This is a genomic window from Dendronalium sp. ChiSLP03b, from assembly GCF_034531165.2.
Taxonomy (GTDB): Bacteria; Cyanobacteriota; Cyanobacteriia; order Cyanobacteriales; family Nostocaceae; genus Dendronalium; species Dendronalium minutum.
This window is the reverse complement of sequence record NZ_JAVRBR020000057.1, coordinates 1-24,888: the sequence shown is the minus strand read 5'-3', so window position 1 is coordinate 24,888 and position 24,888 is coordinate 1. Positions and strand designations below refer to the sequence as shown.

22 protein-coding genes and 1 pseudogene are annotated in these 24,888 nt (G+C 43.4%); 9 read left to right on the top strand and 14 right to left on the bottom strand.

The features are described from left to right. Window positions 1–32 precede the first annotated feature (32 nt). From RMY31_RS14610 to RMY31_RS14590, 5 genes are all read right to left on the bottom strand, one after another. On the bottom strand, window positions 33–653 hold the full coding sequence (locus RMY31_RS14610) for a pentapeptide repeat-containing protein (RefSeq protein ID WP_322662564.1): 621 nt from the start codon (window positions 651–653) through the stop codon (window positions 33–35). A 238-nt stretch (window positions 654–891) separates the two neighbouring features. Next, entirely contained in the window at window positions 892–1,854 is a 963-nt protein-coding gene (locus tag RMY31_RS14605; RefSeq protein ID WP_322662553.1) for an orange carotenoid protein N-terminal domain-containing protein, read from the bottom strand. Window positions 1,855–2,779: 925 nt separating this feature from the next. Then, window positions 2,780–4,294, bottom strand: coding sequence for an anthranilate synthase component I (gene trpE, locus RMY31_RS14600; protein ID WP_322662551.1), 1,515 nt, complete (start codon window positions 4,292–4,294; stop codon window positions 2,780–2,782). A gap of 156 nt (window positions 4,295–4,450) precedes the next feature. Further along, window positions 4,451–4,870 carry a photosystem I reaction center subunit II PsaD gene (locus RMY31_RS14595; RefSeq protein WP_322662549.1) on the bottom strand — a complete coding sequence of 140 codons (420 nt, stop codon included), beginning with the start codon at window positions 4,868–4,870 and terminating at the stop codon, window positions 4,451–4,453. Between the two features lie 113 nt (window positions 4,871–4,983). Continuing rightward, window positions 4,984–6,993: a DICT sensory domain-containing protein gene (locus tag RMY31_RS14590; protein WP_322662547.1), complete on the bottom strand. Its 2,010-nt coding sequence runs from the start codon at window positions 6,991–6,993 to the stop codon at window positions 4,984–4,986. Window positions 6,994–8,847: 1,854 nt separating this feature from the next. Between RMY31_RS14590 and RMY31_RS14585 the strand changes: the two genes are divergently transcribed. After that, window positions 8,848–11,127, top strand: coding sequence for an amylo-alpha-1,6-glucosidase (locus RMY31_RS14585; protein ID WP_322662545.1), 2,280 nt, complete (start codon window positions 8,848–8,850; stop codon window positions 11,125–11,127). A 235-nt stretch (window positions 11,128–11,362) separates the two neighbouring features. On the opposite strand, the gene RMY31_RS14580 is transcribed toward RMY31_RS14585, so the two are convergent. Both RMY31_RS14580 and RMY31_RS14575 read right to left on the bottom strand, forming a co-directional pair. Next, a complete protein-coding gene (locus RMY31_RS14580; RefSeq protein ID WP_322662543.1) occupies window positions 11,363–11,692 on the bottom strand; it encodes a DUF2973 domain-containing protein in 330 nt (109 codons plus the stop codon). Between the two features lie 216 nt (window positions 11,693–11,908). After that, the gene (locus tag RMY31_RS14575; RefSeq protein WP_322662541.1) at window positions 11,909–12,247 is read right to left on the bottom strand and encodes a DUF2605 domain-containing protein; all 339 of its coding nucleotides are present in this window, start codon (window positions 12,245–12,247) and stop codon (window positions 11,909–11,911) included. A gap of 209 nt (window positions 12,248–12,456) precedes the next feature. Here RMY31_RS14575 and RMY31_RS14570 point away from each other — a divergent pair, with 209 nt between their 5' ends. Beyond that, window positions 12,457–12,660, top strand: a complete 204-nt coding sequence (locus tag RMY31_RS14570) for a hypothetical protein (protein WP_409877951.1) — start codon at window positions 12,457–12,459, stop codon at window positions 12,658–12,660. A 250-nt stretch (window positions 12,661–12,910) separates the two neighbouring features. Next, the gene (thrS, locus tag RMY31_RS14565; RefSeq protein ID WP_322662539.1) at window positions 12,911–14,755 is read left to right on the top strand and encodes a threonine--tRNA ligase; all 1,845 of its coding nucleotides are present in this window, start codon (window positions 12,911–12,913) and stop codon (window positions 14,753–14,755) included. 59 nt (window positions 14,756–14,814) lie between these two features. Here thrS and cysC read toward each other — a convergent pair whose 3' ends face one another. Beyond that, window positions 14,815–15,471, bottom strand: coding sequence for an adenylyl-sulfate kinase (gene cysC, locus RMY31_RS14560; RefSeq protein ID WP_409877957.1), 657 nt, complete (start codon window positions 15,469–15,471; stop codon window positions 14,815–14,817). Between the two features lie 89 nt (window positions 15,472–15,560). Beyond that, on the bottom strand, window positions 15,561–16,115 hold the full coding sequence (locus tag RMY31_RS14555; RefSeq protein WP_322662537.1) for a hypothetical protein: 555 nt from the start codon (window positions 16,113–16,115) through the stop codon (window positions 15,561–15,563). Window positions 16,116–16,226: 111 nt separating this feature from the next. Here RMY31_RS14555 and RMY31_RS14550 point away from each other — a divergent pair. Further along, window positions 16,227–16,439 (top strand): annotated as a pseudogene (locus RMY31_RS14550) (His/Gly/Thr/Pro-type tRNA ligase C-terminal domain-containing protein); the annotation flags it as partial. A 71-nt stretch (window positions 16,440–16,510) separates the two neighbouring features. Here RMY31_RS14550 and RMY31_RS14545 read toward each other — a convergent pair. After that, a complete protein-coding gene (locus tag RMY31_RS14545; RefSeq protein ID WP_322662535.1) occupies window positions 16,511–16,750 on the bottom strand; it encodes a hypothetical protein in 240 nt (79 codons plus the stop codon). A 61-nt stretch (window positions 16,751–16,811) separates the two neighbouring features. Then, window positions 16,812–17,180: a hypothetical protein gene (locus RMY31_RS14540; RefSeq protein ID WP_322662533.1), complete on the bottom strand. Its 369-nt coding sequence runs from the start codon at window positions 17,178–17,180 to the stop codon at window positions 16,812–16,814. A gap of 210 nt (window positions 17,181–17,390) precedes the next feature. Between RMY31_RS14540 and thrB the strand changes: the two genes are divergently transcribed. The 3 genes from thrB to RMY31_RS14525 all read left to right on the top strand — a co-directional run bounded on the left by thrB (window position 17,391) and on the right by RMY31_RS14525 (window position 20,750). Beyond that, window positions 17,391–18,314 carry a homoserine kinase gene (thrB, locus tag RMY31_RS14535; RefSeq protein WP_322662531.1) on the top strand — a complete coding sequence of 308 codons (924 nt, stop codon included), beginning with the start codon at window positions 17,391–17,393 and terminating at the stop codon, window positions 18,312–18,314. Between the two features lie 6 nt (window positions 18,315–18,320). Continuing rightward, complete coding sequence (locus RMY31_RS14530) at window positions 18,321–18,833, top strand: hypothetical protein (RefSeq protein ID WP_322662529.1); 513 nt, start codon at window positions 18,321–18,323, stop codon at window positions 18,831–18,833. A gap of 303 nt (window positions 18,834–19,136) precedes the next feature. Beyond that, window positions 19,137–20,750 carry an NAD(P)H-quinone oxidoreductase subunit 4 gene (locus tag RMY31_RS14525; protein ID WP_322662560.1) on the top strand — a complete coding sequence of 538 codons (1,614 nt, stop codon included), beginning with the start codon at window positions 19,137–19,139 and terminating at the stop codon, window positions 20,748–20,750. Between the two features lie 109 nt (window positions 20,751–20,859). On the opposite strand, the gene RMY31_RS14520 is transcribed toward RMY31_RS14525, so the two are convergent. Genes RMY31_RS14520 through RMY31_RS14510 form a run of 3 tightly spaced genes read right to left on the bottom strand, consistent with a single transcriptional unit; the run spans window position 20,860 to window position 23,142 of the window. Then, entirely contained in the window at window positions 20,860–21,420 is a 561-nt protein-coding gene (locus tag RMY31_RS14520; protein ID WP_322662559.1) for an antibiotic biosynthesis monooxygenase, read from the bottom strand. A gap of 50 nt (window positions 21,421–21,470) precedes the next feature. Beyond that, entirely contained in the window at window positions 21,471–22,388 is a 918-nt protein-coding gene (locus tag RMY31_RS14515) for a gluconolactonase (protein WP_322662527.1), read from the bottom strand. Window positions 22,389–22,395: 7 nt separating this feature from the next. Next, entirely contained in the window at window positions 22,396–23,142 is a 747-nt protein-coding gene (locus RMY31_RS14510; protein WP_322662525.1) for an SDR family oxidoreductase, read from the bottom strand. Window positions 23,143–23,227: 85 nt separating this feature from the next. On the opposite strand from RMY31_RS14510, the gene RMY31_RS14505 reads away from it, so the two are divergent. Together RMY31_RS14505 and RMY31_RS14500 are read left to right on the top strand one after the other, a co-directional pair. Continuing rightward, window positions 23,228–24,145, top strand: a complete 918-nt coding sequence (locus RMY31_RS14505) for a LysR family transcriptional regulator (RefSeq protein ID WP_322662522.1) — start codon at window positions 23,228–23,230, stop codon at window positions 24,143–24,145. 70 nt (window positions 24,146–24,215) lie between these two features. Beyond that, entirely contained in the window at window positions 24,216–24,797 is a 582-nt protein-coding gene (locus RMY31_RS14500; protein ID WP_322662519.1) for a Uma2 family endonuclease, read from the top strand. The last annotated feature ends 91 nt before the right edge of the window (window positions 24,798–24,888 follow it).

The following is a 24,888-nucleotide window of genomic DNA, read 5'->3' as shown; positions in this document are numbered from 1 at the left end:
AGGGAAATTACACCCGCCCTAAAGGAGCTTGGTTAACTCACCTCAATCAAACTTCGTTCAGGTAAGATTACTCCCCTGAGCAAGGAATGGTGCATATCCACTTTTGTCAGGTCTACTTCTGTGAAATCAACGTAGCTTAAATCAGTTTTGAACAAAATGGCTTTACTAAAATTGACGTAACTCAGGTCTGTCTTGCTAAAGTTTGCCCCAGTCAGGTTTGCACCACTGAGATTGGCTCCTGCCAAAAAAGCACCGCTGAGGTTGGCATAGCGCAAGTCTGCACCGCTAAGGTTAGCACCGCTGAGGTCTGCACCTCTAAGGTCTGCTAAGCGCAAATCTGCTTTCAAGAGAGAAGCCTTATGCAAGTCCACCTGATTAAGATTGGCGCGAATCAGGTTAGCAACCTTTAGGTTTGCCCAGCTCGAGTTTGCTTTACTTAGGTCAGTTCTCCAGAGGGATGCCCCCGTCAAATTTGCTTCAATCAGGTTTGATCCACGCAGGTTGGAGTGAGATAGAGTCGCGTTTGCCAAGTCAGCTTGAGCCAGATTGATTCCCGGTAGACACATCTCGCTCAGGTTAACTAAGTGCAGGCTTACCTGGGTGAAATTTCTCTCGCCTGCACAATAGCGTTTGAAAAGTTCATCAGCATCCATACAGCCTGCCTTCCAAATCTCCATTGATCGCGCGGACATTACAGTATTTAATTGACTATTGCCAGAAATAGTGATTTTTAAGAGACTCTGCAAAACTTCGCAGTAATATTAAAACTGTCTTAACGATCTTTTACAATAGTGCCGATCGCGGCTGTTATGGCTTAAGCGTGGTGAGGTTGCGATCGCTCGCTGACTCGTTCACGCTTAAGCAAGCAAAAGAAGCAGTTAATCCAGTATTCTATTTACGAACTAGGTTGAGCAGTTCTTTCGGAGAAGCAAGTAAGTCAATTGCCACAAAGAAAATTTTGCCTTGGGGATCTAACAAGAACCGCCATGCTATATTCATCCCGACGTTGGCGCCGAACCAGGGGGATTGGACTTTACCTGTGACTTTAACTTGGGTATAGCCATCTTCTGTTGGTTCGGATACGCCTCGCTCTGGCATCATCTTCAGCCCTTGGCATTGTTCGCGCATATAAGCGAGGATCGCTTGTTGCCCAACAATTGGTCTTTCAAAAGGAGGTTGCAAAGCACCTTCAGAGGTAAACAGAGCAACAGCCGCATCAAAGTCAAAGGCATTCATGTTATTGATATAGGCCAGCACCGTGGTATTAGTGACACCCTCAATAGTGACCTTAGTACGTAACGCTGGCGCAGTAGGAGGAGCCACAGGCTCGGAGACTTTTTTGTAACTACCAGGAGCATTCGGGTCAAATCCCATGTTGACCACAGTATTACGTAGGATGGTAATTTGTTGACCTGAATCAGCTTGTCGGATTGCTTCCAAGACTGAGGCTGCCTTGGGAGATAGCTGATAGCCTTCTGGAATGGGAGCGACGATTCCCTGCTCCATCCATTCTCCTAGCTGAAACCAAAAACCCAGTTTCAAGTTCATGCTGAAAGAAGCATAAGAACGGCAGATGGGTGTGTCAGCACGGTTAGCTAAATCGCACATGACTTGGGTTTGAGCCTCAAAAGGCATCTGCTTAATTTGTTCCAATATGCCTTGCGCGAGGATCATATTAGCTGCCCCGATAGCCGCAACCGTAATTGATTTACCCATTTCGGTATAGGCAAACCATAGTAACGCTAGCTGGTCTTCAGCCTTGAGCTGATTAAAGGATTCAATCGTAGCTGGAACAACGTCAGCAACTAAAGTGCCGGGAAAAATACCTTGAGCCGACTGAATGGTAAATGGCATGGTTGAAATCTCAAAAAAATTACAGTACAGTCAAATCTGAAAAATCGAATGTGCAAAAACGCAAGCCAGATGTCATTAGCTGATAGCGAAGGCAGTCAACATTAACGACAATCTGTGGCATAACAATTTCTCCACCGAATGCATGGCAAATCTGTTGCTCTTGAGTTGAATACTCAGCGAATTAAACTGCTGACTCAACTGCATAGCTGTTCAGAATGCCTTGGCGATCGGTGTTGTAATGCGTTTACTTGGTATTTGTAACTTTCTGTAAAGAAATATAACAGTAATGTTACAAATAGACAATTGTTTCTCAGGTATAAGTTGATAGTTTCTGCTTATAAACAAAAGATAAAAATAACTAAAGTTTTTATAGGTGTTTGTCTTCAAAGCTTCATAAGCAGGGTATGACCGAAGAGGCAGGGGAGTAGGGAACAGAGTTTGCACCCATAGCAGGAAACTATCAAAAGCTATTGCAACTGCCAGAAGGTAGAAGATTGATTGAAGGCGATCGCACAATAACAAGTTGTTTACAGCAGATGGTCACAAGCCACTGGCTTAGAATAGCAATGCGCGAAAAGTACTCTTAGTAGTTGATGCTGAGACAGGCGAACGCTTATACCAATTCGTAATTCGTAATTCGTAATTCGTAATTAAGAAAGTCCCATTTAGTCTAGGTTTCTGGGTTTGGATCTGTATCATTATTTTTGTTTGGGAAATGGTATTAGATACAGATATTTTTGAAATACCTTAAATAATTCTTAGGAATTCCTTATCGAACCCGTTTTGTTGGTTAATGATAATCAATTAACAATTCTTCTTAGCTTAAGTGGTTAGCGATCGCAATCTGTTTCGACATAGTACTTGGATGGATGCACTGCACTATAAATGAAGTCTTGACTACAGCTGTCAGGACTTATTTTAATTTTTAACGCAAACAACGAATCGCCACTAGCAAGCCTCTAGCTTTATTCAGTGTCTCTTCATATTCTTTTTCTGGGTCGGAATCAGCCACCAAACCCGCACCAGCTTGCACGCTTACCGTATTATCGCGTAATACCATCGTGCGAATTGCGATCGCACTATTCAATTGCCCTTCAAAATCGTAATAACCATAAACACCAGAATATACACCCCGACGACTCGGTTCTAACTCGTGGATAATTTCCATCGCCCGAATCTTAGGTGCGCCACTGACTGTACCTGCTGGAAAGCAAGCTTTGAGTAAATCCCAGGCTGTTTTCTCCGGTGCTAATTTACCCACAACATTACTAACAATGTGCATTACATGGGAGTAGCGCTCAACTACCATTAATTCATCGACTTTCACGCTACCGCTTTGGCAAACACGCCCCAAATCATTTCGTCCTAAGTCAACTAGCATCACGTGTTCGGCAATTTCTTTGGGGTCTTGGAGCAAATCTTCTGCCAACGCTGTATCTTCTTTGGTTGTTTTACCGCGAGGACGCGTCCCAGCAATCGGGCGTACCGTTGCTACGATCTCACCATCTGAATCTCGTTCTGCTTTTACCATCACTTCCGGGCTAGAACCGATGATTTGCCAATCTTGGAAGTGAAAGTAAGCCATGTAAGGCGAAGGATTAATCTGGCGTAGGGAACGGTAAAGTGCGAAAGGGTCGCCTGTATATTCTGTTGATAGTCGCTGAGAAATGACAACTTGGAAGATATCGCCGGCTTTGATATATTCTTTTGCTTTTTGGACGCTGGCGCAAAATTCTGGGCGGGTGAAGTTACTTGTATATTCCTCGGCTGCCGCTGCTTTCTTAGTGCTTGGAGGTGTCCACTCTAATATGGTTTTTTGCGGTGACAGGGGCAAAGATAGCTTGCTGACCATTCGAGTGACGCGATCGCAGGCTTTTTGATACGCTACTTCTAAATCTACTTGCGGATCGCGCAGATCGGCATAAGCGATCGCCCAAATTTTCCGCTTTACTTGATCGAATATTAATAAATGGTCTACCTGCATCCACAACCCATCAGGGATATTGCGCTCATCTGGGGCATGAATTGGTACACGCGGCTCTATCCAATGAATTAATTCATAACCCCAAAATCCCATCAAGCCGCCAATTCCTTGTGGCAGTTCTGGTAACTTGACTGGGTGATAAGGTGTCAGACATTCGGCTAAAGCTGTAAAGGGATCGCCTTCAAAGACAACCTGCGAACCATCGCGGTGTGTTTGGGTTGTGCGATTTCCCCTAGCTTCTAAAATCCACACCGGATCGCAACCCACTAAACTATAACGCCCTAATTTCTCTCCACCTTCTACCGACTCTAACAAAAAGCTATAAGGCTGACCAGCACAGACTTTATACCAGGCAGACACTGGCGTATCTAGGTCTGCAACCCATTCCTGATAAACTGGCACAAAGTTGCCTTGCAAAGCTAGTTGGGAAAAATCGGAAAAATCAGGAAAGATCATAAACGGATGAGGGATTGGGGATTGGAGATTGGAGATTGGGTATTGGGGATTGAGGATTGGATGTTAGGTATTGGATATTAGGTATTGGGAAAACTCTTTCCCAGTCCCTAGTCTCCAGTTTCTAATTCCCAGTCCCCAGTCCCCAGTACCTAGTCCCTATGCGTCATAGGTATATTTACCACTAAACTTAAGTTGTGCTGGACTGGGATTTTGCCCGATGCTGCGTGGTACATAACGCACTTTCTCACGACCTTCGTTCACCTTTTCTGGGAAGACACCATCAGCCGGGTGAATGAAAGTGGTTTCGCCGTTGGGAAGAATCCGGTAAATTTTGTAATCTGTGATTTTGAATTTCCGGAGTTGACCACCTAAAGCAATGCCTTGTTCTTTACGAGCCAGATACAGCAAGTTTTCACCTTGCTGCATAGTAGCAGCACCACCTGTAGGCAATTCAAACACTTGCGCTTTGGGGCTAGTCCAAGTGATAGCGTACTTTTCTTCCACTTTTGCTTTTGTCAGCAAGCCACCAGTGCTGCCGGCAAACAGCGGGGTTTTTCCAGAAAGTTGTTCTGCCATAAGCATTCTCTCAAGGTTTTTAGGGCATCCTAACACTGTCATCACGATCGTATTGCGATCGCGTCATAGACTGTAACAGTTGTTAGTCTTTGTTTTTTGTAACGATTAAATAACTATTTACTCTTGACTTTTAACCGCTTTTCCTCTTGGCTGCTTTGAACAATGGGAACAGTAAAATGAAACTGGCTACCTTGGTCTTTGCCAGTTGACTCAGCCCAAATCTCACCACCCCAACCGTTGACAATTTGACGGCAAATTGCCAGACCTAAACCAGTGCCGCCAGTGGTACGTCGCAGCGCTCCCTCTTCTTGATAAAAGCGGTCAAAAACTATTTCCAAACGATTGGGTTCGATGCCTCGTCCAGTGTCAGCAACTGTCACCTCGACCATTTGCTTGCCGTTACGATTGGCTTTGATGGAGATTTCTCCTTCTGGCGGTGTAAATTTACAAGCGTTATCTATGAGTTTTGCTAGTACTTCTACTAGCCAATCACCATCAGCCCTAACCAAAGGCAGATTTTGGGAAATTTTAGTTTTGATTTGGGGCGGCTGTTCTACAATGGGGCGCGTGCGAAGTCGGCTGAGTGCTAAGTCTATACACTCTTGTAAAGTGAGGGATTCTGGATGCCACTCCACTCGACCACTTTCGAGGTTGGAAAGAGTTAGGAAATCTTGTACTAGTTTCCGCATCCGTTCCGAGTCAGAAAGCGCAGTATTGAGCATGACTTGCTGCAACTCTAAGGGCATATCTGGTTCGCTGGCGAGGCTTTCCAGACAAACTTGAATGGTAGATAGAGGGGTACGAAGTTCGTGTCCGGTGATGGCTATGAGGTTACTGCGGGTACGGTCAAGAGCTTCTAGCTGTTGGTTTAGGTCTTCTAAGTTAGCATAAGCTTCTGCTTGAATCAGAGCTGCTCCCATTTGGGTAGCGATCGCTTCTACTAAATCTAACTCTCCTGGTTGCCATTGATGCGGTGGCTCTTTGCAATAGTGCAATTCCACGATGCCCAGCAATCGCCCTTGATACAATACTGGTTCTATGAGCCAAGAACGAATGGCAAACTTTTTCGCGATCGAGGATAGTGCTACCGACTTGGTAACACGCGAGTCATTCATCGTATCGGCTACACAAACACCTTCGCCCTTTTGTACTACTTCCTGAAATAAGGGGTTTTTATCTAACTCCCAGGTTTGTCCACAAATAGGTAAAACACTAGGCATTAAAAACTCATGTTCAATTATGGCTTTGGCATCTGTGGCTTGAGCGCGGTAAATCAGACAACGACCAGCTCCTAAATGTTGTCCGAGTTCTTGGGCTGCAATTTGTAGCACTTCGTGCGGATCGAGCGATCGCCGAATGGCAGTACTAATAGAATTGACTAAACGTTCTTTACGTGCTTGAGCAGTGATTGAACGGTAAGCCTTATGCAATTTGTACTGACTAGCTTGCAGGTAAGTTACTAAGCGTTGCACAAAGGGGTCAGTGTCAATATCACAAGCGAATTCAGTTATCTGGTTGGCTGAGGAGTAGATTCTGGTTTCCCCTATGCCTAATCTCTGGCGCGCCTGTAGAATTTTCTTTGCTAGGTCTGGTCTGTAAAGCAAAATCCTATTTAATAGCAACTCCGCTGCCTTGACGCTGACTCCCCTCTCCGATGTCCAGATTCCCTCAAACCTGCGGGATGTGTCCGTATCTAGACTAGGACTGAACTCTGGTATTTGCTTACTTTTGGCAATGGAACCAAGGCTTTCTCGACAAACTAGGCAAGTAGCATAATTGTCAGCAATCACCACCAAATGCCACTCATGACTTAAGGCATCTTCTGGATCAAAAGCTATCTTTTCGTAGGATTCTGAACTGTGGGTGAAATCAGTTTCTGGTGCAGACAAAACGTATATTTGATTACTTCGCTGAGCTAGCCGCAGATAGCGATGAGCTTCTTGGCGATAGTATCGCTCTCGTTGGAAGCTAGCAATTACTAGGGGCTGTTCTAAAGTCGCAGCCAAAACCTGGTCTTCCATTGCATGGGAGAGCGCCGTTAATGAAGCCTTAAAGTATAGCTGGGGTCGCAGGTAGGGTATGGACTGTAGCAGTTCACTCAGCACGGAAGTCGCTATGCTCATGAATATCTTTAAAGAGAGCCACAATTTGAACAAGATCCACGTCACAGATGCATTGTACAAATTACAACGGACTCTCAAGTGAAGTAGACAGTTGCAATATGTAAAGAATCCTGAATCACACTTTAGCGGAACAGTGAAGCAGGGGGAAGGCTTTGCCAGGAAAAGGGAAAACGGACAAATAACGAACTCAGTACTTTCAAGTCAAGTGGACATAATTAAATGTAAAATGCCAACCTGTCAAACCCTGTCATCAACTGGCTTTCCCTTCTGCTTCCTGCCTTCTACTTAGACCAGTAGTAACGCTTTACAAAAATTAAAAATAGCCAGTCGCGTATATAAAAAACTTGCAAGGAGAAACTATGACTGAGGAGCGTTTATGGCTGTTATGACAAATTTAAAAATCTAGATTTAAAATAGACCAATAGCACCAATACAGTCCTTTTTCATTCCTTGGTGTGCCTCTGGCACAGACGTGACATAGCTGCTTTTGTTTTTATCCATCATATAGTGGCATCGTAATTTTTCAAGTAATAGGCGAGTATGCCCAATCTACATTCAAAGGACACTCGTCTATCACAAAATTTATGCCACAGGGAATGCAATTACAAAGCTACTTGTAATTGCCGGATAATCTGGCATCTTTGTTTTTCAACTCCTAGAATATTATAGTATTTTTTAATAGTAGACTAAATTTTTAGCAACTGCGATCGCAGTTTGTACAATTGTAAAAATCAAAAATGTTTATATAAATAAAGTCAGATATGATTCCTAATTATCCCATACACAAATACATGAGCTTGTCTTTGCCATATCTGAAATAATGCTACAAGTTACCTTTGAATTACCAATTAATAATTTTTATGTCATCACATAATCTAAATTGTGCTTGATTGACTCTGAATCAGGTGTGATACCCAGAATTAAAGATGGACTTGAGTAGACTGTTGACGCTCAACAGTCTACAAACAATAGGAGCTTTTATGCAAATTAAATGCGTTTTGACTTGAAGTGCCATCAAAAAATTATTGCTCCTATATTTACTTTTACATAACTTAATTAAGTATTTTGCTCAATTATTAGCAGCCTATTAATTTAAATAAATCTCTGTCATAAAATATAAAAACTAATAAAAAAATTTACACAATTGCTCAGCAAAGCGTCTACCCAGTATCCATAAAAAATTGCGGATTCTCCAGATATGATGTTTCTGAAGGTTCGGTAACTCAGGAATCAAGCGAGAATACTCAGTTTTCCGCCTTGACTTGAAATTTTAAATAACATAATTATATTAAGATTTGTTATATAGATTGTATGCCTACCCTTTTGCCAACAGTCTTGATGAACTGCGTACACCCTAGCCTGTAGGAACGCTTTCAGGTTAGGGTGTCGGTCTTCTTCCAAGTAAACTTCTCCTAAGGGGAGCCACTGCCGTTAGCGCAGCGTTAGCGAGTCCTCGAGCGTCACCCGTAAGGGTCTTGGGATTTCACGCCACTCCCCTCAAGTCGGGAGACCCGCCCACGGGGGTGGCTCCCCAAGTGGAGGAGGCAGTGCGTTGCGGGGGTTCCCATGGCAGTCCGCTCAAGTCGAGCCACTGCCTTGCGGGGGTTCCCCCCGTTGTGGCAAGTGGCGTGGGAAACCCGCCCACGCAGCTGCCTCCCCGTTGTAGCAACTGCCGTCAAGTGGCGTGAGACGCCAAGGGCGAACGGTAATACAACACTATTTTCGAGTCAGTATGTAAGTATAAATTTAGCTTCAATAGCTCGAATGAGTTTTCTAGCGCAATCTTGTTCTTACTGACCCTACTGCCGCTGATACGACTACGAAAATATAGACCCATAGACGGAACTTTGGCTAATGACACCGGATACACCGACGAACCCGGAAAGAATTTTCCTGGACGGAAAAACTTTTATCCCAGCAGAACAATTACCTATCCCAGAGTGGCCTTGTGTTGTGAGTGAAAGACCACAACCAACTTTGACAGCTAAAGATGATGATTTATTTTTGGTAACGGATACAATGGGGAACATTTCTGGCTGTTCCCTCAACGATGGCAACCCAAGTATGGGACTGTTTTGCTGTGATACGCGCTTTCTCAGCCGCCTGGAGTTGCAAATCGAAGGGCGATCGCCTGTACTTCTCAGTAGTACTGCTGAAAAAGGCTTTTCACTCTCAGTTTTGTGTACCAATCCCAAAATAGAAGAACGTCTGAGAGCCGAAACTGTGGGGATTCGTCGGGAAATTGTGCTGAATGGCGCACTCTTTGAAGAAATAGAAGTAGCTAACTACAGCACAACTACCGTCAGCTTTGAACTAACTCTCAGCTTTGATGCAGATTTTGTAGATTTATTTGAAGTCCGGGGTTACGACAGAGACAAACAGGGTAGGCTTTTACGCTTAGCCGAACCGATACCGGAAGAAGGAACATTTTTTGCACCTGATGGTGTTGCACCTGTGCAGACTCAGCCACCTGAATTCTTGACATTAGCCTATCAAGGTCTAGATGGCTTGGTGATGGAATCACGTATTCAATTTCAACATCGCCAACCAGACTATTTCAAAGGTTACACAGCAGTTTGGCGCTTAGAGTTGGCTTCTCATGAAACTCAAAAGCTAGGCTATCGGATGAACATGTTTACTAACAACACATCCAGTTCCACTGTCAGCGCAGCATTTACCCTCGGACAAGCCAAAGCTGCTGAGTTGATGGAAGAGCAACATTGGGTACAACAAATTACACGCATCAGTTCAGATAAAAGCATCTTCAATCGAGTGATTGAGCGGGCTGAGCAAGATATGTATTTGTTGCGTCAATCTTTTGGCAAGTATAAGACTGTTTCGGCCGGAGTTCCTTGGTTTTCGGCTTTGTTTGGGCGTGATTCGTTGATTACAGCTTCCCAAACTCTGATGTTAAACTCGCAAATTGCCAAAGAAACCTTGATGCTACTGGCAGCATACCAAGGCAAAAATGAAGACGACTGGCGCGAAGAAGAACTAGGCAAGATTTTGCATGAGTTGCGCTTAGGGGAAATGGCTCGTTGTCAAGAAATTCCTCATACACCCTACTACGGTACAGTCGATGCCACTCCCCTATGGTTAATGCTGTATGCTGAATACTACGCTTGGACTCACGATGGAGAAACCCTAGAACAACTTTGGCCGAATGCTCTGGCAGCAATGGAGTGGATCGATCGCAATACCAAACAAACTGGCTATCTGACTTATTACCGAAAATCGAAACGGGGTTTGGATAACCAGGGGTGGAAAGACTCTGGTGACTGTATTGTAGACCGCAAGGGAGAACTAGCTAACGGCCCGATCGCTTTGTGTGAAGTCCAAGCTTACGTTTATGCAGCGAAAATGCGTCTGGCAGAAATTGCCAGGATGAAGAAACGGCTCGACTTATCCGACCGCTGGCAAGAAGAAGCAAGAAATCTCAAGGTGCGTTTTAATCGAGATTTTTGGATTGAAGACCAGGATTTCTGTGCTTTGGCTTTGGATGGAAATGGCAAACAAGTCGAGAGTATTACATCCAATCCCGGGCACTGTCTCCATTTGGGCATTTTTACCCCCGAAAAAGCTTATAGTGTCGCAGAGCGGTTGCGGGCACCAGATATGTTTAATGGTTGGGGCATTCGTACCTTAAGCAGTTTATCACCAGCTTATAATCCTATGGGCTATCATGTTGGTTCAGTTTGGCCCCACGATAATGCTCTCATTGCCATGGGGTTGCGATCGCTAGGTCTAATCGACCAAGCCCTAGAGCTCTTCCAAGGCTTGTTTGATATGACCCAACAACAACCTTATCAACGTCCCCCAGAGTTGTTTTGCGGGTACGAACGTAATGGTGATAACGCTCCCGTACAGTATCCGGTTGCTTGTACGCCTCAGGCTTGGGCTACTGGCAGTATTTTTCAATTACTACAAATGATCGTCAACTTAGTGCCTGACGCTCAAAATAACTGCTTGCGAATTATTGACCCCGCTTTGCCAGAGTCAATTAATCGTCTGTCATTGCACAATTTGCGAGTCGGCCCTACCATCCTCGATTTAGAATTTGAGCGTTCTGGTAGTACAACTGCTTGCCGCGTTGCGAAAAAACGTGGCAACCTTAGAGTGGTTATCGAAGCTTAGAGAAATTAAGGAGTGGGTAATTAATTACCACTCCTGACTCACAACTTTGACTTTTAACTTTCCAAAATATTTTTATTTTGATAAATAATTTTAAATAGCTGCTTTCACTGAGCGCCTAATGGCATCACGGAACAGTTCAATGGCGACTAATAATTTCACTATCAATAAGGTCGTAATTTTTAACTCATCACTCTATTTATACGGGCGCAAGACCTTGCGCCCCTCCTAACTTTATTTATGCTTCCTCTGAATTTTCACTTTTATGGCCTGGAGAAGCTTCATAAAGCGCATCTAAGTGTTGGCGGGCATCTTCGACGTTAATTGAACGCATAACTAACAAAGGTTCTTTAATTAAGTTACCTGCGTTATCCAACAACTCTGGATGGGGTATGTACTGTCCTTTTGATGAGAAATAACCAAAATTCCCCTGATTACCCATTGATGAAGGTTTGCCAGGATAAGGACGCTCTCGATCAAAACTGAACATAATCAGGTTACGAATTAAGTTAGCAACAGCTATGAGCGCCAAAATTGTAAAAGCAAGAATGTAAAGTAGATGTAACATCGGTTTTTCCTCCAGGGCAGCAAATTTTAAAACTTTATACTGTAACGCTTTGATTCGCCGATTCTGTTACTTGCGGCGATCGCAAATATTTAACGCACTTTTAACGAGCCTTATGTTATATTGGAAAACTTTCAACCGTTATTCAAATAACGGTAGCATAGGATACATTATTTGTTAATAAAAATAATGTTAAGGATTTTGTACTATCAACGTAACTTATTTACTGTCTTGCTCGTGCCCATCCGCCTGCTGAGAACGGAAGCGCATTGCCACACTCCAACATTCTTGTACTAATTGATGCCAGGGCATTAATGTTGCCATATCAATTCCAACTTGTGCATCAGTCGCAGTAAACAGCATCTTCGCAATGTTTAGTTCTTGTTGCGCTTGCTTAATTCGTCCTAGCAAGTCAGATTGCTCTTGTTCACTCATAAATGAGAGTTGCTCTGTTTCCAGAAATTTACGCGATCGCGAAAACCAATACTGAAAATCTTCTAGCAGAGGTTCTAAAACCGTTTTCAGCAGATCGGGCCCCGGTAAGTTTGAGTCTCGCATAAATGAGAAGCATAATTTAACTTTCTTAGTCAATATTAACGTAATTTACAATTCTTAATATTATTATTAGCTCTTTCGTAGGAAAGATTTTTAAGAAAATCTGTCACAATCGTTACAAAAGTATCTATATATACTTCAATGAAAAAACGCGGTGAGGAAGTTGGAGTCTTGGATGCCACTTTCTACAATTGGGGAGCCACTCCGTTGCGGTGAATCAGCGCTGCGGAGAGAAGTTGCCAGGAGGGTTTCCCTCCGCAGGCGACTGTGTTAGCGCAGCGTTAGCAAGCCTGCGAACATCACCCGAAGGAGGTTCCCCCGTTGTAGGCGGAACGCCTTCCCGCAGGGTAGAAAGTGGCGTGAAACCCCCAAGACCGGAGTGGCTCCGGTTCCCGTCGAGTCCAAACTTCCGTTAGCGAGCTTGCGTTCGCGCAGCGTCTCGTAGAGAGCGTCACCCGAAGGGGGACGCAAAAAGCCTCTTAGAAGAAGATAAAGTTGGTGTCCCTCATCCACCACATATAAATTCAACAGTTAAAATAGAAAGCTCAATTGGCAGGAATGAAAGTCGTTATAGTTGAAGAAGTCCACAGATCGTAACGCCCTGCTAGATTTGGGTAGATTTTTCAGAACGCCAACTGATAAATTACTTTTGCAATCACTTCGCTAATGGTTCAGCAGTCGATGTCGCCTAATCAAGCTACCAATCAGTCACAACAACCTGAAAAAATGTATTTACCGCGTACCAGCGAATCAGAGAAGTTAAAAAAGATTCGCCATACCGCTTCCCATGTAATGGCGATGGCAGTACAAAAGCTGTTTCCTAAGGCGCAAGTTACCATCGGTCCTTGGATTGAAAATGGATTTTATTATGACTTTGACAATCCAGAACCATTTAGTGATAAGGATCTAAAAGCCATCCAGAAAGAGATGGTAAAGATTATCAATCGCAAATTGCCAGTAATTCGGGAAGAAGTTAGCCGAGAAGAAGCCGAACGTCGGATTCGGGAAATTAAAGAACCTTATAAGCTAGAAATCCTAGCAGACATTAAAGAAGAACCAATTACCATTTACCACCTAGGGAATGAATGGTGGGATTTGTGTGCTGGACCGCATATCGAAAATACTAGTGAATTAAACCCTAAAGCAATTGAATTAGAAAGTGTTGCTGGTGCTTATTGGCGTGGAGATGAAACCAAAGCCCAGTTGCAACGCATTTATGCCACTGCTTGGGAAAGTCCCGAACAACTTGCTGAGTATAAGCGACGCAAAGAAGAAGCGCTGCGGCGAGATCACCGTAAACTAGGTAAAGAACTAGGATTATTTATATTTTCCGAGCAAGTGGGACCGGGTTTACCCCTGTGGACACCAAAAGGTACTCTGTTGCGGAGTCTTTTAGAAGACTTCCTCAAGCAGGAACAACTGAAACGGGGTTATTTACCTGTGGTAACGCCCCACATTGCCAGAGTAGATTTATTTAAAACTTCTGGACACTGGCAAAAATACAAAGAAGATATGTTCCCCCTCATGGCAGAGGATGAGGAAGCTGCTGCCATAGAACAAGGCTTTGTCCTCAAGCCGATGAATTGCCCTTTCCACATCCAAATATATAAAAGTGAGTTGCGTTCCTATCGGGAACTACCAATGCGCTTGGCAGAATTTGGCACTGTTTATCGCTACGAACAATCGGGGGAATTGGGCGGTTTAACACGGGTGCGCGGTTTTACTGTGGATGATTCTCACCTCTTCGTCACTCCAGAACAGCTAGACAGCGAATTCCTCAATGTTGTGGATTTGATTTTGTCGGTGTTTAATAAACTGCAACTGAAGAACTTTAAAGCTAGACTGAGTTTCCGCGATCCGACTAGTGATAAATACATCGGTTCTGATGAAGCTTGGGAAAAAGCCCAAGGTGCGATTCGTCGGGCGGTGGAACAATTGGGAATGGAACATTTTGAGGGAATTGGGGAAGCGGCGTTTTATGGTCCCAAACTCGACTTTATTTTCAGCGATGCCCTGGAACGGGAGTGGCAACTAGGAACCGTGCAAGTAGATTACAACTTGCCAGAACGCTTTGAATTAGAATATGTTGCTGAGGATGGTTCTCGCAAACGCCCAGTAATGATTCACCGTGCGCCTTTTGGTTCCTTAGAACGACTGATTGGCATCTTGATTGAAGAGTATGCGGGCGATTTTCCGTTATGGTTAGCACCAATCCAAGCCAGATTGCTGCCAGTGGGTGAAGCACAGCTAGACTTTACAAAAGATGTAGCAGTGAAGATGAGAGATTTGGGTATCCGTGCAGAGGTCGATACTAGTGGCGATCGCTTGGGTAAACTCATCCGCAATGCAGAGAAAGATAAAATACCTGTGATGGCAGTAGTGGGAGCCAAGGAAGTGGAAACCAACACCTTGAGTATTCGTACCCGCGCCTCTGGGGAGTTGGGTGCTGTATCTGTGGATGAGGTATTGAATAAGATGAAGGATGCGATCGCTAAGTTCGAGAACTTCTAGTAAAAAGTAGGGTGGGCAATGCCCATCCTACAAAATTACATACTTAAATTTGTTGATAATCAACAGGAGCCAGCGCTGTAAGCGGGTTTCCCAACTTGTTCGCTCTTAGCGTTCCCGTAGGGTAGCGACTGGCGTTCAACAGTTAACATTTCAACTTTGGAAGGGCAGACTGGAATGTAGTCTTGGGACTCTAAGTAGCTAACTACTTGCTGAACGCATTGTTGGATAGTGAATTGATTGGTAGAACAAATAACCTCTGGATTTAGAGGCTCTTCGTATGGGTCAGAGATGCCAGTGAAATTTTGGATTTCCCCTGCCCTAGCTTTAGCATAAAGTCCCTTAACATCGCGGCTTTTACAAACTGCCAACGGAGCCTGAACGTAAATTTCTACAAAGTTGGTAGTTGTCTGTTTTAGTTTTTCTCGAATTTCTCGATAGGGGCTAATTACTGCTGCGATCGCTATTACTCCATTGCGACTGAGCAAGTCTGCAACAAAACCAATCCGACGGACATTTATATCTCGGTCTTCCTTACTAAATCCAAGTCCCTGAGATAAATGGGTGCGAACAACATCACCATCAAGCAATTCTACTAAGCAACCCCGCGATCGCAGTTCTTGAGCGACACCTTTAGCGATCGTTGTTTTACCCGCCCCACTTAACCCAGTGAGCCAGAGGATTTTACCCTGATAATTCATAACTGATTTTGCTTTTATCTGTGGGATAGTGCGTATATGCGTAGACCCGTAGAGTGCGGAAATATTAGCTCACCCTACAAATTTTTTTGATATTAGTGCTTTAGTTGTCACTTGATTCGGAACATGATTCCTACCGCACTCAAGACCACAAGACTCAAAATAGAATTAGGTTCGGGTACTGTTTTAATAGCAATAAATCCTGAACTACTATCTATTACTAAATCAGAACCAGATTGAGGAACTTGATAGAGTGACAAATTGGTATTAACTGTACCTGATAAATAAGTATCGCCTGCCACTTCACCTCCTAAATCTATAGATCCAAAGATTTCTTGCGTGGTTGTGTTGAAGTTGAATTTGAAATATTGACCAGTTGAGATACCATCTACAACATTGTCGTAAGCGGCGATAAGATTATTTCGAGGGTCAAAGAAAGAAACATTGAGTGACTGTAAAATATTAGTTGCCCCAAGCCCATTATTTTCTGCAAAAATTGCTGGGGCTGTGTTCTCGTCATAACTAAATGAACCTTTAGCCGAATAACCCCCATTACCATTCCAGCCAAAGTCAAATGTCACAGCTTGAGCGGGAGTTATTCTCGTCAGTGCGATGCTTAAAGCTATACCTGTTGTTAGGGTTAGAGTTGAAAAGAATTTATTCATAGTTTTGTGCCTTATTGTCCTAAGACACAGCAAATAACATGATTTACTTTATTTTGGAGCAAATTAGGTTTTTTGCCCTTTAGTAGCAAAATTTTGTTTCATAAATAAAGCGATCGCTTGGGTAAACTCATCCGCAATGCAGAGAAAGATAAAATACCAGTAATGGCAGTTATTGGAGCTAAGGAAGTGGAAACCAATACTTTGAGTATCCGTACCCGTGCTTCTGGTGAGTTGGGCGCTATATCTGTGGATGAGGTATTGGATAAGATGAAGGGTGCGATGCCTGCGACGGGCTGCGCCAACGCAAGCTTCGAGAACTTCTAAGTATCTTTTTGAGAAAGAGCAGAGTATTGATAGCCTATCACTATGGGCAGGCTATCAATACCAAATCATTATCAGGATGCCCAGCATGTTTTTTCAGGAAACAATCCTTTTTTCCAGTGTTGCCGAACTTTTACTGCCGCCCCTTGGAAAAATCTCTGCGAGTTGTCAGCAGGTGTTTGTTGAAGTTCCTTAACTTCTCCACTAGATTTATCTAGCCACAAAGATCCTAAACGATCTTCATTTGGCCCGAAGCGGTAAGTAACACCCTTTTCATCCTCCTTGTCTTTTAGAATCAATATGTAAAAAGCCATAACGCATAAAGCTGTCTATAAGTGTTGTTTACTTCATTTGTAACTCATTTGATATACATTTTTATGTTGTTGGTGGACTCCACACGCGGCCAGAACCTTCAGTTGCTTCATGAGCAGTACGGTAATCAGTGTGAAAAATACCCTCAAAGCGCGACTCGAAGTATTCATGTTCAAGTAAGCGTAAATCTTCCTGATTAAAATTACCTTGCTGTAACTTAATCCAAGCATCAGCTATATCTGGATCGGGGTCAAAGCGACCCAATCTATCATCTAACTGGTGCTGACGATAGAATAGATGGTCTTTGATTCGTTTTATGCGAAACTCTGCCCAACCTGTGTTCTGTGCAATTTCTAACACATCATCAGCATTACAGCGAATAGCATCGTATGCTTCAGGAGCATATTCCTCCCAACGTTGTAAATAATCCATATTCAATTTTTTTAATATAAAAATTAGTTATATATGTTTATCTTAACAGTATTTTTAATAATATTTAAATTAAATATGAAAAAATTATTAAGAATAAAGTAAATACTTCAATTGTTGATTAACTATGACTCACAAATAATTGGCAACCTTCATGAACAAATTAATCGTTAACATGGGATGCTGGTTGATTGGTTAGTAGAGTATTTGCAGATGTCTGTTGTTTCCGGTGTTACTGTTACCGTTCCCGCCACAACTGCTAATTTGGGGCCTGGTTTTGATTGCATTGGCGCAGCTTTAACGCTGTACAACGAGTTCAAGTTCACTCGTCTGCAAGAAGGCGGGTTAATTATTCATGTCGCAGGCGCAGAAGCTGAACGAGTGCAAACTGATGAGAGTAATTTGCTCTATCAGGCATTTGTGCAGTTATATCAATATATAGAGCAAACGCCGCCGTCAGTGAAAATTGAGATTCAGTTGGGTGTACCACTGGCGAGGGGTTTGGGTAGTTCGGCGACGGCAATTGTCGGTGGCTTAGTTGGTGCTAATCAACTAGCGGGTGCTACTCTGTCTCAGCTGCAAGTGATGGAATTAGCGATCGCTATGGAAGGACATCCTGATAATGTAGTTCCAGCTTTACTGGGGGGATGTCGTCTTGCTGCTACCAGTGAAACAGGTTGGGAGATTTGTGATATTCCCTGGCATGGGGATATTGTGCCAGTGGTGGCAATTCCTGATTTTGAACTTTCCACTAAGGAGGCGCGACGGGTGCTGCCAACTGAGGTGAGTCGTGCCGATGCAATTTTTAATACGGCGCATCTGGGCTTATTATTGCGCGGTTTGGAAACTGGCAAGGGAGAATGGTTAAGGACGGCTTTACAAGATAGGTTGCATCAGCCTTATCGTAAAGCTCTAATTCCTGGTTACGATGCTGTCAATGCGGCGACAATTGCTGCTGGTGCTTATGGCATGGTGATTAGTGGTGCTGGGCCGACATTGTTAGCTTTAGCAGATCCTGGAAACTCAAAAGCAACAGAAATGGCAATGGCAGCAGCTTGGCAAGAAGCAGGAATTACAGCCACTGTGCGATCGCTTTCTGTTGATACCCAAGGCGCAAGCAGCTTTCACGAAGGATAAACCGGAATGATAGACCAAATTCATGCAGAAATAACAGCGCTGAAGTCTCAAATTCAAGTTCTTCAGCAAGAACGCTCTACCCTCACTATTAATAATGTGATACCTAGCGAGGATGATTCACCTCTGGCCATAGTTGAAGCTTACCGCCGCCACGCCAGGGAAAATCCGCAATTAGCTGTTGAACTTAAAGGCATTGAAGATGCGATCGCGGCGCTAGAAGTGCAGTTACAGCAGAAACAAGCTGAACTAGGGCGTTGGCAAATTGAATCAAAACAGCTTACCCAACAGCAACAGCTAGAGGAAGCCAAAAAAGTGGCTGAGGTTCACGCCCAACGCATTAATCAACTGGCAGCAGAACTAGCCACAGAAATTCGCCTACTCAAAGCTTGTGCCGATCGTCTCAGTCCTATCTATTGGCAAGTGTATTACAAGCCTTTTATCACTGGATTCAAGACAATATCAGTTCCTCACGTGCGATCGGATGGGGAAGTCTGGACAATTGTCAATCGCATCGTTTAACGGTTTAGCTTAAAGTTCTTAATACAGTTATGCCTTCATAGCGAAGCAAAATTACAACTTATGACGGTGGTGTAAGCTACCGTTTTTTGTTTGCTTTGCATAAGTTTACATTTACAATAGTAATACACTAAAATTTAATGAGTATTTATTCCTAAAATTACTCAATTTTTGACATTTGCTGAGCATTTATGCCTAATCAATATTTAAATTTTCAGCTTTTAGAGATAGATCGCGTTTACAAAAGTATGAACTCCTTAATATAATGTAATTAAAAGTAAAAATGAAAAATGATTGTCATAAGTGATGATTCCTACTGAATTTCCTTGGCTAACAGCTATAATTCTCTTGCCCTTGATGGCTGCCCTAGCCATCCCCCTAATCCCAGATAAAGAAGGCAAAATAGTCCGCTGGTATGGTTTGGGAGTAGCTTTTACAGACTTTGCATTAATGATTTATGCCTTTTGGCATAGCTACGACTTCCAAAATTCAACGCTGCAACTTGTAGAAAAATATTCTTGGATACCGCAGTTGGGCTTGAATTGGTCTGTAGGGGTTGATGGTTTATCGATGCCCCTGGTGCTTCTAACAGGCTTAATTAATACCCTCGCAATCTTCGCGGCTTGGAAAGTTACCAACAAGCCGCGATTGTTTTATGGTCTGATGCTGGCAATGTACAGCGCCCAGTTAGGCGTATTTGTCGCTCAAGATTTGCTGTTGTTCTTCCTAATGTGGGAAATCGAGTTAGTACCCGTTTACCTGCTGATTTCCATCTGGGGAGGGCCGAAGCGCCGCTATGCAGCTACTAAATTCATTATTTACACAGCCGCAGCATCAATATTTATCTTGGTTGCGGGTTTTGCAATGGCATTCTCTGGAGATACTGTCACCTTCGACATGGCAACTCTGGGAATGAAGCAATACTCCCACGCTTTGGAACTTTTGGTTTATGCAGGTTTCTTGATTGCCTTCGGCGTGAAGTTGCCAATTTTCCCTCTGCACACTTGGCTACCTGATGCCCATGGTGAAGCATCAGCACCTGGTTCGATGATTTTAGCTGGCGTGTTATTGAAAATGGGTGGTTATGCTCTCATCCGCTTCAATGTTGAAATGTTGCCTAATGCCCATGTTTACTTTGCGCCAGTGCTGGCAATCTTGGGTGTAGTTAACATAGTCTACGGTGCTTGCTGTGCCTTTGCTCAAACTAATCTCAAGCGACGCTTGGCTTATTCTTCAATTGCCCATATGGGGTTTGTATTAATTGGTATTGCTTCTTATACAGAACTTGGTATTAGCGGTGCAGTCCTGCAAATGGTTTCCCACGGTTTAATTGCCGCTAGCTTATTCTTCTTATCTGGCGTAACTTACGATCGCACCCACACCCTGATGATGGATAAAATGGGCGGTATCGCCAAGGTGATGCCCAAAACCTTTGCTCTGTTTACCGCTGGTTCAATGGCTTCTCTTGCTTTACCAGGAATGAGTGGCTTTGTTGGTGAGTTGATGGTGTTTCTTGGGATTGCCACCAGTGATGTTTATAGTTCTAGCTTTAAAGTTGTAGTTGTCCTGTTGTCAGCGGTTGGCGTGATTTTAACTCCAATTTACTTACTATCGATGCTCCGCCAAGTATTTTACGGCAAGCAAAGTGAAGAGTTACACCTAGATGCTGTAATACCAGATGTTAAACCCCGCGAGTTGTTTATTACTGCTTGTTTGCTGCTGCCAATCATCGGTATCGGTTTCTATCCCAAATTGGCAACGCAGACTTATGATGTCAAAACAGTGGAATTAGCAGCTCATGCTCGCCAAGTTCTACCAGTTGTTGCTCACCAGCAACCATCAAGTTTGTACTCGCGTATTTTTACAGCACCAACATTGGCTACTTCTGAGGTTGAAAGTTTAATCAATATTGCAGAGTAAATTACTTCCTAATAAGAGCGCTGCAAGTAAATTCTATATATGAGGGGAATAAAGGGGTGATTTCGCGATCGCCCCTAAAATTATAGATAGTTTTAAATAATTTCAATCGCTACACTCTTGGCGATTTGGGATACAGCCAAGAGCTAAACAAACGGTTAATTCTAGGCATAATAACGTAGGTCAACAGTACAACCATAATAATGGTGACGATTAACGAAGCAATCAACGGAGGTAAACTGCTAAGCAGCGGTCTTAAAAACGTATTCAACAAATTAATTAACACATATACAACTGCCCAAGTTAGTAATGCTGTTTTATAGCGCGGTGGAGTTTTCAATGGTTGACCGGGAAGAGAAAACCAAGCTTCTAATCCACTGAGTTGTTGAACTTGAGGGTCAGATTCGACCAAAGGTCTGGCTTGAGTTAGCCAGTACTCGCGATCGCGCGATGTCATCCATGCCTTTAAATTTTCATAGCTGTTAAACCTGAAAATAAGCGCATATTCAGGTCGTACACTGGGTTGGGGACGAATTACATTTGTGCCTAAATGACCAAAATAGGTTCTGGCGACACTGGTAATATCCTTCAACCAAGCCTCGTAAGCAGTCTCACATCCCGGTTTGACAAGTTGTGTAATGACCACGGTTACAAATTGATCTTCTTGTTCCATATCAGGTGAATAAATGTAAGTTTTCGTAACCGCAGTATGTTGAGTCATGCTCAACCCAAGGGATATCCAACTTTCCCGACTTCAAGTCGAACAACGTTAGCAGGAACAACACCTGTAGGAGGAGGTAAAAACATTCCCCCGTTAGTGACGACATAAATTGCAGTGCGATCGCTTCCTGTTTGACCAAAAGCCACTGCTGTACTACCAATTACCCCTTGTTCGGCTTGAGCAATAATAGTTGTACTGCCATCTGGTGTTATCCGTACTACACTGTTGTAAATGTGTGTAGCTCCGTAAAGATTACCTTCCACATCAAACGTGAAGTCATCAATATTGGTCTGCTCAACAAAGATTTCCGGCTCACCTGGTTCATTTGCGGTGTTCATAGGAATCCGCAACAGCAACATTTTTTCGGTATTTGAGACGTAGAGTAGGTTGCCAAAACGCTTCAACCCATTTGCAGCAGGAAATACACTTTCAGCACTGCTACGAGACAGCAAAGCATGTTCTAACCAAATCGATCCACGGCGTTGGGCAACATCAATTAGCCAAATTGCACCCCGATAGGAATCTGCTGTCAAATACTGACTACCAGAAAGAGGAGTGATGCCATTGAGAAATATCGCATCTGGCAGTGTCAACAAAGTTTCTACTGTACCATCATTGGCAACAAGAGAAACCACTGGTACAGAATCAGCATTCCATCCTGTTGCCACCAAACCGCCGTTGTCAGTGAAGGCAAGACCACTCACTTTACCCTCAACTGTGGCATGAATCTGCTGATTGCCATCTGGGGTAATGCGAACAATCTTGCCGATTTCATGGTTTGTGACAAAGATTGTGCCATCTGGAGCGATCGCCAAATTTTCTAGGAAGGTATTGACGGGGAACGAGGCAATAATTTTAGCAGGTGCTAAATCAATCGCCGTATCCGCGTAAATCGGGGGTAAACCTGCTGAATTTTCCATAATTGACCTACCACTGTAATTGAACGGGCCCACCAAATTTTCTCATCTCTGCAAAAAACTTTCCTTGCGCTCCCCCATCGGTCAATGTCGCCAAGTATACAGCAGTTTCCGCTCCTTCTTCTGCCGTAAATGGAGCATTTTCACCCCCCATGTCTGTCTTCATCCAACCTGGAGAATAAGCATTTACGAGAATATTAGTACCTTGGAGTTCCTTGCCAAGAAGGACTGTTAGTCCATTTACTCCCAGCTTCGACAGTCGATAAGAAGGTGCTAAAGGGTAGTAATCGCTGGGAATTGACGTGAGAGATGCCATTTCTGTTGAGATATTGACGATGCGGCCGTAGTTTTGCGCTTTCATCAACGGAATTAATGCTTGAGATATTCTGAGTACTGCCAGAATGTTAGTTTCAAAGGTGGATCGCATCGTTTCCAGTTGCACAGTCAATAAGCTGGACTCCTCAGACTTAGGCGTAGGATTTACGCCTGCATTGTTCACCAGAATATCTACTTTGCCATAGGTTTCACGCAGCCATTCGGTAAACTGCTGCACATTTCCATCACTAGTGACATCCAGCAGATGATAGTCAACATCAAGCCCTTCATCAGCAAGCTGCTGCTTAGCAGCAAGACCATCTGTTTGATTGCGACTCGTCAGAATTACGCGGATACCGATTTGAGACAATTTCCGGGAAATTGCATATCCTAGCCCTCGATTGCTGCCTGTAACCACAGCAATCTTTTGTTGAGTCGTCATTTTTATGACCTTCAAACTGCTTTCAATTTTACTTTACTGAAGTGCTATAAATTAATCAAATTGATTGTAGTAATATGTTTAATTGATGTCATTAATAAATTTGTCCTCCGTTGATTTGAACCTTCTCGTGGCCTTTGAAGCGCTTTTTGAAGAACGGAGTGTCACAGCCGCAGCCCAACGGCTGTATTTAGGACAACCAGCTATGAGTGCTGCACTTGGCAGGTTGCGATCGCTATTTCAAGATGAGTTATTTATCCGTATCGGTAGAGAAATGCAGCCTACGGCAAAAGCGATGGAAATTGCTCCTAGTATCTCAATTGCCTTACAGCAAATTCGACAGACGCTAGAAACCAGCCAAACCTTTGACCCCGCTACTTCTAAACGTACCTTCGCAATTGGTAGTTCAGACTATACCAGCTACGTCGTTATGCCCAAGCTTTTGGAAGTTTGCCGTCAGACAGCACCAGGCATTGATTTTAGATTGATTGGCTTTGATAAAGACTGTGTTGGAAAACTGTTAGAGCAGCGAGAGATAGACTTAGCCTTGGGTGTCTTCCAAGAACCGCCGAGACAAACAATACAGATTCCATTATTTCCAGAACACTTTGTAGGCATCTGTCGGCAGGGACATCCTGTGATTTCTCAGCAGGCGATCGCACCGGAAACCTTTGCTCAGCTTCCTCATGCTCTTTTTACTCTCCGACGGGATGAAGTTGGAGAACTGGACAAGGTGCTTGCTCAATACAATCTCCAGCGGCGAGTTGTGCTAACGACTCCCCACTTGCTAATACTGCCAGCAGTCATTTCATCAAGTGACCTAATTACTGCCATTCCATCACGACTGGCGACATCGTTTGCTTGTCAAGACACATTAGAAATTTTTGAACTTCCTCTGCAAACTGAACCGTGGATGATTTCCATGCTTTGGAGTAAACTCACAGATCGGGATCAGGCAAATCTTTGGTTACGGCATCTGCTCAAAAGTGTTTGTGAGGGAATTTAAAATTAATGACTTTCCTGAAATTTTCACCAAGAGATATCGTGAATACAGGCGAAGTTTTCTAAAAGCAATTATGACCACCAACTTACCTGTAGTCACAGAAATTGTACCAATGGTCTTGCAATTGCAACCTGCGATCGCTATGACCGATGACCAGTTTTACGAATTTTGTCAGTTAAACCGTGATTTTCGCATCGAACGAAATGCTGCTGGAGAATTAGTCATTATGCCCCCTACTGGTTCTGAAACTGACCAACGTAACTTCGATGTTATCGTCCAGTTGGGTATTTGGACAAAGCAAGATGGTACAGGTGTTGGATTTGGTTCTAGTGGTGGATTTAATTTACCTAATAGTGCTGTTAGGTCTCCAGATGCAGCGTGGATAAAACGCACGCGCTGGGAAGCGATACCATCAGAACTGCGAAAAAAATTTGCACCGATTTGCCCTGAGTTTGTGATTGAATTGCGTTCTGAAAGTGATAACTTGCGAATATTGCAAGACAAAATGCAAGAGTATATAGATAATGGGACACAACTTGGGTGGTTAATTGACAGAAAACAACGCCAAGTTTTTATTTATCGTCCCAATACTGCCGTTGAAGTATTAGCCCTGTTCTGTCACTCTCGGAAAACAATAATCGAAGCAAGATTCTGAAACTTTGATTGAGTCAAGCTTTGAGCCTTTATTTTCTAACAGTAACTAAAATTTATAGCCAAAACTTAGAAATTAAAGCCTCGAAAGGCTT

Excerpts from the sequence above, each read along its gene's own strand:
- RMY31_RS14610 (WP_322662564.1), bottom strand. The coding sequence starts at position 653 with ATGGATGCTGATGAACTTTTCAAACGCTATTGTGCAGGCGAGAGAAAT.
- RMY31_RS14605 (WP_322662553.1), bottom strand. The coding sequence starts at position 1,854 with ATGCCATTTACCATTCAGTCGGCTCAAGGTATTTTTCCCGGCACTTTA.
- trpE (WP_322662551.1), bottom strand. The coding sequence starts at position 4,294 with ATGATCTTTCCTGATTTTTCCGATTTTTCCCAACTAGCTTTGCAAGGC.
- RMY31_RS14595 (WP_322662549.1), bottom strand. The coding sequence starts at position 4,870 with ATGGCAGAACAACTTTCTGGAAAAACCCCGCTGTTTGCCGGCAGCACT.
- RMY31_RS14590 (WP_322662547.1), bottom strand. The coding sequence starts at position 6,993 with ATGAGCATAGCGACTTCCGTGCTGAGTGAACTGCTACAGTCCATACCC.
- RMY31_RS14585 (WP_322662545.1), top strand. The coding sequence starts at position 8,848 with ATGACACCGGATACACCGACGAACCCGGAAAGAATTTTCCTGGACGGA.
- RMY31_RS14580 (WP_322662543.1), bottom strand. The coding sequence starts at position 11,692 with ATGTTACATCTACTTTACATTCTTGCTTTTACAATTTTGGCGCTCATA.
- RMY31_RS14575 (WP_322662541.1), bottom strand. The coding sequence starts at position 12,247 with ATGCGAGACTCAAACTTACCGGGGCCCGATCTGCTGAAAACGGTTTTA.
- thrS (WP_322662539.1), top strand. The coding sequence starts at position 12,911 with ATGGTTCAGCAGTCGATGTCGCCTAATCAAGCTACCAATCAGTCACAA.
- RMY31_RS14555 (WP_322662537.1), bottom strand. The coding sequence starts at position 16,115 with ATGAATAAATTCTTTTCAACTCTAACCCTAACAACAGGTATAGCTTTA.
- RMY31_RS14545 (WP_322662535.1), bottom strand. The coding sequence starts at position 16,750 with ATGGCTTTTTACATATTGATTCTAAAAGACAAGGAGGATGAAAAGGGT.
- RMY31_RS14540 (WP_322662533.1), bottom strand. The coding sequence starts at position 17,180 with ATGGATTATTTACAACGTTGGGAGGAATATGCTCCTGAAGCATACGAT.
- thrB (WP_322662531.1), top strand. The coding sequence starts at position 17,391 with ATGTCTGTTGTTTCCGGTGTTACTGTTACCGTTCCCGCCACAACTGCT.
- RMY31_RS14530 (WP_322662529.1), top strand. The coding sequence starts at position 18,321 with ATGATAGACCAAATTCATGCAGAAATAACAGCGCTGAAGTCTCAAATT.
- RMY31_RS14525 (WP_322662560.1), top strand. The coding sequence starts at position 19,137 with ATGATTCCTACTGAATTTCCTTGGCTAACAGCTATAATTCTCTTGCCC.
- RMY31_RS14520 (WP_322662559.1), bottom strand. The coding sequence starts at position 21,420 with ATGGAACAAGAAGATCAATTTGTAACCGTGGTCATTACACAACTTGTC.
- RMY31_RS14515 (WP_322662527.1), bottom strand. The coding sequence starts at position 22,388 with ATGGAAAATTCAGCAGGTTTACCCCCGATTTACGCGGATACGGCGATT.
- RMY31_RS14510 (WP_322662525.1), bottom strand. The coding sequence starts at position 23,142 with ATGACGACTCAACAAAAGATTGCTGTGGTTACAGGCAGCAATCGAGGG.
- RMY31_RS14505 (WP_322662522.1), top strand. The coding sequence starts at position 23,228 with ATGTCATTAATAAATTTGTCCTCCGTTGATTTGAACCTTCTCGTGGCC.
- RMY31_RS14500 (WP_322662519.1), top strand. The coding sequence starts at position 24,216 with ATGACCACCAACTTACCTGTAGTCACAGAAATTGTACCAATGGTCTTG.